Origin of the sequence: Photorhabdus stackebrandtii (assembly GCF_011189495.1) — a bacterium.
Classification (GTDB): domain Bacteria; phylum Pseudomonadota; class Gammaproteobacteria; order Enterobacterales; family Enterobacteriaceae; genus Photorhabdus; species Photorhabdus khanii.
This window is the reverse complement of the sequence record NZ_PUJV01000037.1, coordinates 22,125-28,484: the sequence shown is the minus strand read 5'-3', so window position 1 is coordinate 28,484 and position 6,360 is coordinate 22,125. Positions and strand designations below refer to the sequence as shown.

6 protein-coding genes are annotated in these 6,360 nt (G+C 40.0%); 2 read left to right on the top strand and 4 right to left on the bottom strand.

The window, feature by feature from the left end:
• Positions 1 to 250: 250 nt before the first annotated feature.
• From trkA to def, 4 genes are all read right to left on the bottom strand, one after another.
• Positions 251 to 1,627, bottom strand: a complete 1,377-nt coding sequence (gene trkA, locus C5470_RS19770) for a Trk system potassium transporter TrkA (RefSeq protein WP_166291413.1) — start codon at positions 1,625 to 1,627, stop codon at positions 251 to 253.
• Between the two features lie 56 nt (positions 1,628 to 1,683).
• Positions 1,684 to 2,973, bottom strand: a complete 1,290-nt coding sequence (gene rsmB, locus C5470_RS19765; protein ID WP_166291411.1) for a 16S rRNA (cytosine(967)-C(5))-methyltransferase RsmB — start codon at positions 2,971 to 2,973, stop codon at positions 1,684 to 1,686.
• Positions 2,974 to 3,042: 69 nt separating this feature from the next.
• Positions 3,043 to 3,990 carry a methionyl-tRNA formyltransferase gene (fmt, locus tag C5470_RS19760; RefSeq protein WP_166291409.1) on the bottom strand — a complete coding sequence of 316 codons (948 nt, stop codon included), beginning with the start codon at positions 3,988 to 3,990 and terminating at the stop codon, positions 3,043 to 3,045.
• A 24-nt stretch (positions 3,991 to 4,014) separates the two neighbouring features.
• Positions 4,015 to 4,527 carry a peptide deformylase gene (gene def / locus C5470_RS19755; protein WP_166291407.1) on the bottom strand — a complete coding sequence of 171 codons (513 nt, stop codon included), beginning with the start codon at positions 4,525 to 4,527 and terminating at the stop codon, positions 4,015 to 4,017.
• A 133-nt stretch (positions 4,528 to 4,660) separates the two neighbouring features.
• Here def and dprA point away from each other — a divergent pair, with 133 nt between their 5' ends.
• Both dprA and C5470_RS19745 read left to right on the top strand, forming a co-directional pair.
• Positions 4,661 to 5,746, top strand: coding sequence for a DNA-protecting protein DprA (dprA, locus tag C5470_RS19750; RefSeq protein ID WP_166291405.1), 1,086 nt, complete (start codon positions 4,661 to 4,663; stop codon positions 5,744 to 5,746).
• A gap of 62 nt (positions 5,747 to 5,808) precedes the next feature.
• On the top strand, positions 5,809 to 6,348 hold the full coding sequence (locus tag C5470_RS19745; RefSeq protein WP_166291403.1) for a DNA topoisomerase family protein: 540 nt from the start codon (positions 5,809 to 5,811) through the stop codon (positions 6,346 to 6,348).
• The last annotated feature ends 12 nt before the right edge of the window (positions 6,349 to 6,360 follow it).

Here is a 6,360-nt window from a genome sequence, read left to right as displayed (position 1 = left end):
ATTCCATACTTCATCTGTTAACATAGTTCTTGGCATGATGGTGAGGTAGAGTCGTTTTTTGGCGAAAGCAATTATACCCCATCATCATGCTGTTCCGTAATTCCTCTCAAAACGTCAACAGCCCCTAAGGATCTCCACTATTTTGTTTTCTTTAGCAAAAACTTTGATCGTGCCTCAGGCACTTAGTTCCCTTCTTAAGCAAACCTCAGGTTAAATTATGTCATTGATATATAATTATTTTTTATGGTTCCTAAAGGAAGAAAGGGCTTGGTTGGAATAGTTTTTCTACTTCGGGAACAAATTTCTTATCTGTAATAAACATAATTACATGATCTCCTTGCTCAATTACACTGTAATCATGAGCGATAATGACTTCTTCACCGCGAGCTATTGCTCCAATTGTGGTGCCTGGTGGCAATTTAATATCACCTACAGCTTGACCGACAACCTTTGAAGTATTTTCATCTCCATGAGCAATTGCTTCGATAGCTTCCGCTACTCCACGACGTAATGAGGAAACGCTTACGATATCTGCTTTACGAACATGACCTAGTAGAGCTGAGATAGTTGCTTGTTGTGGAGAGATTGCAATATCAATAACACCTCCTTGTACTAAATCGACATATGCACTACGCTGAATGAGAACCATGGCTTTTTTGGCTCCCATGCGTTTCGCAAGCATTGCAGACATGATATTTGCTTCGTCATCGTTGGTTAGGGCAATGAATACATCTACCTGTTCTATATGTTCTTCGGCTAATAACTCCTGGTCAGATGCATCCCCATAGAAAACAATGGTGTCGTGTAATAATTCGGCTAGTTCTATTGCTCTTTGCTGATTTCGTTCAATTAATTTAACCCTGTAATCTTTTTCGAGACGTAGTGCAAGCCCGGCACCAATATTACCACCACCGACGATCATAATACGCTTGTAAGGCTTTTCTAAGCGTTGAAGTTCGCTCATTACAGCACGAATATGTTGTGATGCAGCCACAAAGAAAACTTCGTCACCAGCCTCAATAATTGTAGATCCTTGTGGTCTTATTGGTCGATCCTGGCGAAATATGGCAGCAACTCTGGTATTAATATGTGGCATGTGTTCACGAAGTGAAGAAAGTGCATTTCCTACAAGTGAACCTCCGTAATAAGCTTTTACTGCTACAATACTTACTCTACCTTCGGCAAAATTAACAACTTGCAAGGCGCCAGGATATTGAATTAGTTTATAAATATAATCTATGACGAGTTGTTCTGGTGAAATAAGATAATCAATAGGAATGTCGTTAGGGAGAAAAAGCTTATCTGATTCACGGATATACTCTGCTGCGCGTATTCGCGCAACTTTATTTGGTGTATTAAATAAGGAATAAGCAATTTGGCATGCAATCATGTTAGTTTCGTCAGAATTAGTTACAGCAACTAACATATCAGCATCTTCTGCACCAGCTTCTCTTAATACTCTGGGATGAGAGCCATGGCCATTGACTACTCTGAGGTCGAATTTATCCTGTAGTTGGTGCAGGCGGTTGGGATCAGTATCGACTATAGTTATATCGTTATTTTCACCTACTAGATTTTCAGCTAATGTACCGCCAACTTGACCTGCACCAAGAATAATTATTTTCATAGTATTCTCTAACTTGTTAGAAACAGATAACTCTCTTTACGAATTGTGAAGATATATTACTGTTTAATTAATCGAGCGTAAAAGAAGCCATCACCACCATTGAATTCAGGTATTATTTGTTTTCCTGTGCTATCTCCTGCCTCTGTTCCCGATAGTTTTGCATCTGGGTGGCGTTTTAAAAACAAGCTGATTTGCTGACTATTTTCATCTGGTAAAATAGAACAGGTTGCATATACTAATGTCCCACCTTTCTTTAAATATGGCCAGATTGCATCAATAATCTCAGATTGTAATTGAACTAATTGAACAATATCTTCTTCGCGGCGTAGCCATTTGATATCAGGGTGACGACGGATTACTCCTGTTGCTGAACAAGGTGCATCCAGAAGGATACGATCGAATTGCTGGCCTTCTGCCCAATATTCAGGGTGGCGTCCATCACCAGTTTTTACTGTTGCATGGCAATTAAGGCGTTGGAGATTTTCTTTTACTCGTTTGATTCTGTGCTCATCAATATCTATAGCTAATACTTCGGCTTTGGGCGCTATTTCTAGGATATGTGTTGTCTTCCCTCCTGGTGCGGCACAAAGGTCGAGAATTTTCTCTCCATTGATTGGTTGTAATAATTCGGCACACCCTTGTGCGGATACATCTTGAACAGTTACCCAACCTTTATTAAAGCCAGGTAATATTGTTACCGGGCAGGGGAAAATTACACGGATAGCAGAAGGTGATTCGATAGCTGGTTCTGCATCAATTCCGATTTTATGGAGAAGAGAAAGATATTCATCTCGACTATGGTATATTCGATTAACTCGCAACCACATGGGCGGTTTCTTATTGTTATTTTCAATAAGTTGCTGCCATTCTTGCGGGTAGGCTTTTTGGATTTTATCTAGTAACCATTTAGGGTGTAAGTGATTGATGAGGCTATTTTGTGAATGCTCCATTAATTGCAGTTGCTGCCTCTGAAACTGGCGAAGGACACCATTAATCAACCCCTTTAGTTGAGGATATTTTAGAGTTACGGCGCCATTTACTGTTTCAGCAAGTGCTGCATGAGCTGGGATACGGGTATAGATAAGTTGGTATATGCCAACCATAAGCAGGTAATGAAGAATACGTTGCTTACCTTTTAATGGTTTTTCCATTAATTGGCTTATTATCCATTCTAACTGAGGTAATACACGTAGTACCCCGAAAGATAACTCTTGTAATAAAGATTTATCTTGATCAGTTATATTTCGTTGAAGTTCAGGCAATTTCGTACTGAGGGATTGCCCTTGGTCCAGAACTTGACTGATTGCTTTCGCGGCGATACTTCGTAGATTATATGTATTTTTCATAGTTAAAAAGGCTGACACAAGTTAGCATTAAGAGAAAGTTTGTGAGAGAGAGTTTACATGGAATAGTATTCAGTTGATTTTATTACCTGGCGTAAACCATTCACGTTTGGAGTTAAGCAGATCTGCGGCTGACATTGCTTTTTTACCAGCAGGTTGTAATTGCGTGATATTCAGAATTCCATCGGCAGTGGCAATATGAATACCTTTTTTGTCTGCTTTTAAGACAGTTCCTGGTTCTACCGAAAGTTGTTCTTCAATGGCTTCTGCTTTCCAGATTTTAACCGGTTGCCCTTCCATCTCGAAAAAGCTCATGGGCCAAGGATTAAATGCACGAATGCAACGTTCAAGATGGGTTGCAGATAGTTCCCAATTTATTTTGGCTTCTTCCTTGCTTAGTTTTTCAGCGTAGGTAACCAACTTTTCGCTTTGAGTTTCAGGTTGGCTTTTACCTGATATTATTAATGATAATGTTTTAAGCAGTGCATCTGGCCCAATATTGGTCAGTTTTTCGTATAAACTGGCACTAGTATCTTCAAGTGTAATAGGACAGCTTGCTTTATATAGCATATCGCCAGTATCAAGGCCTATATCCATTTGCATGATCGTTACGCCTGTTTCCGTGTCACCGGCCCAAAGTGAACGTTGAATTGGTGCTGCACCACGCCAACGTGGTAATAGAGAACCATGTACGTTCAGACAGCCTAATCTTGGAATATCTAACACAGCCTTAGGGAGGATTAATCCATAGGCTACAACTATGAGAACATCAGGTTGTTGTTTAAGAAGCCATTGTTGGTTTTCTTCTGAACGTAAAGTGACTGGCTGAAAAACGGTAATATTATGTTCTTCTGCCAGTACTTTTACAGGACTGCGTGTCAGTTTTTTACCTCTTCCGGCAGGCCTGTCTGGTCGCGTTAGAACGCCAACGACCTCATGCTGAGACGTTAATAAAACCTCTAAATGGCGTGCCGCAAAGTCAGGTGTTCCGGCAAAAACAATACGTAAAGAATCAGACACGTTTATTTCCTGTATTAATATAATTTATTTGGTTCGAGCTCTTTGTTTATCCAGCTTTTCTACTTTCTGGCGTATACGTTGGCGTTTCAGTGGGGATAAGTAATCCACAAAAAGCTTACCAACTAAATGGTCCATCTCGTGCTGAATACAAATAGCTAGTAAGCCATCAGCTTGTAATTCAAATGATTGACCATTGTAATCTAAGGCTCTAATTTTGACTTTTTCAGCTCGTGGCACGAGTGCTCGCTGTTCAGGAATAGACAAACAGCCTTCTTCAATCCCAGTATTACCACTTTTTTCCAGTAACTCTGGATTTATCAGCACAAGGCGTTCATTACGAGTTTCCGATACGTCAATAACGACAATACGCTGATGAATATCGACTTGTGTTGCTGCCAGGCCAATGCCTTCCTCTACGTACATAGTTTCAAACATATCATCAATGATACGTTGAATCTCCGCATTAACTTCTTTGACAGGTGTTGCAATAGTGCGAAGCCGCTCGTCTGGGTAATGTAATACTTGTAATACTGACATATATGTTTAGATCTGTGTCCAAAATGTGAATGGTATTTTATGTCTATTCTAGACATTTCCCATTTAGATTGACAGTATTGATTGCTAATTGAGCAGTTTGGTTTTGTCCGTCAATCTCAGTCAGGATGACAACATGGAAGCTATGGAAACATGGTTGCGAATGAAGATGATCTCTCATTTAGCAACAGAAAAAGCAGCAAATATTACAGAGAAATTATTGCATGCTGGGAATAGTTATCTCACCGTGCTTAAAGATAGTGGATTAACGTCAGCACAATGTTTGCAATTTACTAAAGCCAATAAAACCTTTCTAGCTTCATGCTTAAAATGGCTGGAACAGCCGGAACACCATTTATTAACATATTCTCACCCGTTGTATCCACCTCTATTAAAGCAGATACATACCCCACCCCTTGCGCTTTTTGTGTCAGGGAAATTAGATCTTCTTTTAAAGAAGCAGGTGGCGATGGTGGGGAGCAGGGCAGCAAGCTATTATGGCGAGAAGTGGGGAAAAATTTTTGCAGGTGAATTGGTTGGACATGGGTTAGTTATTACTAGTGGTTTAGCTATTGGTATTGATGGTATTTGTCACCGATCTGCGCTGGATAGTGGTGGTCAAACAATAGCTGTATTAGGTAGCGGTCTTGGTCAGATTTATCCTTATAGACACGGATTATTAGCAAAGCAAATAGAGGAGGGGGGAGCCCTTGTTTCTGAATTTTTTCCGGATACTCCTCCACGTGCAAAAAACTTCCCTAAAAGAAATAGGATTATCAGTGGATTAAGTTCGGCAGTTATTGTTGTAGAAGCGAGTCAAAACAGCGGTTCATTAATTACAGCTCGTTGTGCTCTTGAACAGGGAAGGGATGTATTTGCATTACCAGGGTTTTTGGGGAGCTCAGTCAGTGAAGGGAATCACTGGTTAATAAAACAGGGAGCATATCTGGCTACAAATGCAATGGATATTGTGGAACATGTCTACAGTTCACTACAATGGCTACATATGGGAAGAACAAAGGAAGAAGTAAAACCCCAGTTTGAGCAAACTGAGTTGCCATTTGCTGATGTGCTGGTTAACGTAGGTGATGAAATAACGCCAGTTGATATTATTGCGCAACGCTCAGCATTACCTATAGCTGAAGTAATGACAAAACTCCTTGAACTAGAATTATTAGGCAAGGTGGCTGTGGTTGCTGGTGGTTATATGCGCGTGAGTTAATTAATTGAATACTCAAAGTCTTGTTTAGCGTCATATGAGTATAAATTTCAAGTGAAAATGATATGGCAAAAATGGTTCCTTTCTCCACTAATGAAACTGAATATTGTCCTGAATGTGGCTCTGTTTTGGTTATCCGTAATGGCATTCATGGCCCATTTCTTGGATGTTTTAGTTATCCATCATGTCAATATATTCGCTCATTAAAAGGGCAAAGTAACGGCCATGTGGTAAAAGAACTGGAAGGGCAACTATGTCCTGTATGTGGAGCTAATTTAGTTTTACGTCAAGGACGTTATGGAATGTTCATTGGTTGTAGTCGTTATCCTGAATGCGAACATACGGTACTGATTGATAAACCGGATGAGACGTCGATAGCCTGCCCCCAATGCAAAGAAGGGCAACTGCTCCAAAGAAAATCACGTTTCGGAAAAATTTTTCACGCGTGTAACCGTTACCCCAACTGCCAGTTTGTATTAAATAATAAGCCAGTTGTTGGTGAGTGTGTGTTTTGTTTCTATCCATTATTGATGGAAAAACGTACATCACAAGGTGCAAAGATGTTTTGTGCTAGTAAGTTGTGTGGAAAACAGCAAATAAATTGAACTGAGTAATAA

What these genes read in the sequence shown, in the direction of transcription:
- trkA (WP_166291413.1), bottom strand. Translation starts at nt 1,627, where the DNA reads ATGAAAATAATTATTCTTGGTGCAGGTCAAGTTGGCGGTACATTAGCT.
- rsmB (WP_166291411.1), bottom strand. Translation starts at nt 2,973, where the DNA reads ATGAAAAATACATATAATCTACGAAGTATCGCCGCGAAAGCAATCAGT.
- def (WP_166291407.1), bottom strand. Translation starts at nt 4,527, where the DNA reads ATGTCAGTATTACAAGTATTACATTACCCAGACGAGCGGCTTCGCACT.
- dprA (WP_166291405.1), top strand. Translation starts at nt 4,661, where the DNA reads ATGGAAGCTATGGAAACATGGTTGCGAATGAAGATGATCTCTCATTTA.
- C5470_RS19745 (WP_166291403.1), top strand. Translation starts at nt 5,809, where the DNA reads ATGGCAAAAATGGTTCCTTTCTCCACTAATGAAACTGAATATTGTCCT.